At 51.2% G+C, this 2,014-nt stretch carries 3 protein-coding genes; all 3 read left to right on the top strand.

All coding sequences use genetic code 11. The features are described from left to right. Positions 1–592, top strand: a 592-nt coding sequence (locus ACETWG_10835) for an alpha-1,4-glucan--maltose-1-phosphate maltosyltransferase (GenBank protein MFB0517080.1), incomplete at its 5' end; no start/stop codon positions are given. A 152-nt stretch (positions 593–744) separates the two neighbouring features. After that, complete coding sequence (locus tag ACETWG_10830; protein MFB0517079.1) at positions 745–1,086, top strand: response regulator; 342 nt, start codon at positions 745–747, stop codon at positions 1,084–1,086. Continuing rightward, positions 1,083–2,014 (top strand): alpha-amylase family glycosyl hydrolase (locus ACETWG_10825; GenBank protein ID MFB0517078.1); only part of this gene is annotated, 932 nt, incomplete at its 3' end. The genes ACETWG_10830 and ACETWG_10825, both read left to right, overlap by 4 nt.

Raw genomic sequence — 2,014 nt, 5'->3', positions numbered from 1 at the left:
GGACATTTTGACCGAGTATCTTCAGTTTGGCGGACAACCAGCATTTATGGCCCGATTGGTCCTGGCAGCTACCTTAGGAGCCAACTATGGCATCTATGGCCCAGCTTTTGAGCTCTGTGAGAATCGTCCCAGGGAACCGGGAAGCGAAGAGTATCTCGACTCAGAAAAATACGAGAGCAAAAACTGGGACATTGCCAGGCCTGATAGCCTGAAGGATTTCGTCGCCCGGGTCAATCGGATTCGGCAGGAGAACCCCACCCTTCACAGCGATTGGAGCCTTCGTTTCCACGAGGTAGACAACGAGCAGCTAATTTGCTACAGCAAGCGCACCGATGACCTCTCCAACGTTGTCCTGGTGGTGGTGAACCTGGATCCACACCATACCCAATCCGGCTGGGTAGAGTTTCCTCTGGAGGAACTGGGCATTGACCCCCAAAAGCCTTACCAGATGCACGACCTCTTGAGCGATGCCCGCTATCTCTGGCAGGGGTCGCGAAACTACGTTGAACTCAACTCGCAAATCGTCCCCGCTCACGTCTTCCGTATGCGTCGGCGGGTGCGCACGGAGCGAGACTTTGATTATTATATGTAGAGGGGAAAATTATATTCAAATGCTATATCATATGTTATTCAAGGGGATTTAAGCCGAGGCGCAAATATACCTAATGAAAGGGCAGGGAGGTGGACGCCACTGCCGGGAGACAATCTGACTGAACAATGAGTGCAAAATCAATAATTTTGCTAGTGGATAGCAACCGCGGTAACCTGGAATTTTTGTCGCAGCAACTTGGACAAGCAGATTACCAGACACTCGCTGCTGCCAGTCTGGAGGAACTGGACCAGGCTATTCAAGGGAAGGAGAAAATCGCACTTTCCCTGATATACATCTCCGGGTTTGACCGGCATATCTGGGAACGCTGCGAAGAGTTGCACAAGGCCAAGACGCCTTTCATCGTGGTCTCGGCCCGGCGCAGCCCGACTATTCAACGGCACAGCATGAAACACGGGGCCAGCGGGCTGTTGGTCAAACCGCTTGACTTTAAGGATTTGCTGGAATACATACAATGCTTGGTGACTAGGATATGAAGAAACGAAGTCGTACAGAACCAGCGCCGTTCAGTGATGAGCCTCTTTGGTATAAGGATGCTATAGTCTATGAGCTTCACATTCGTGCCTTCTCCGACAGCCAGGGTGATGGTGTGGGCGACTTTTTAGGTCTTACAGAGAGGCTCGATTACCTTGAAGATTTAGGAGTTACAGCCCTCTGGTTGCTCCCGTTTTATCCTTCACCCTTGAAGGATGATGGTTACGACATCTCCGATTATACCAGCATCCAACCCGCCTATGGCAACATGCACGATTTTAGGACTTTTGTGGATGAAGCACACCAACGAGGCCTGCGTGTCATCACAGAGCTAGTCCTTAACCACACTTCTGACCAGCACCCCTGGTTCCAGCGAGCCCGACGGGCAGCAGCAGGAAGCCGCTGGCGTGACTTTTACGTTTGGAGCAACACACCAGAAAAGTACCAAGACGCTCGCATCATTTTTAAGGACTCCGAATACTCTAACTGGACATGGGATCATGTAGCCAAGGCATACTACTGGCACCGCTTTTATTCACACCAGCCTGACCTAAATTATGATAATCCCACCGTTAGACGGGCTATCTTCAGAATCATAGATTTCTGGCTGAGGCTCGGAGTTGATGGACTCCGGGCTGATGCGGTGCCTTATCTCTACGAGCGAGAAGGCACCAATTGTGAGAACTTACCCGAAACACACGTTTTCTTGAAGGAGCTACGCAAGCACGTCGATGGGAAATTCGTGAATCGCATGCTTCTGGCAGAAGCCAACCAGTGGCCAGAAGACGCAGTGGCCTATCTTGGCGATGGAGATGAGTTCCATGTGGCTTTTCACTTTCCCCTTATGCCCCGTATGTTTATGGCTATCCGCATGGAGGATCGCTTCCCCCTCATTGACATTCTCCAGGAGACACCAGCGATTCCGGAGAC

Source organism: Candidatus Neomarinimicrobiota bacterium, assembly GCA_041862535.1.
Lineage (GTDB): Bacteria > Fidelibacterota > Marinisomatia > SCGC-AAA003-L08 > TS1B11.
This window is presented reverse-complemented; position numbering and strand designations above follow the sequence as displayed.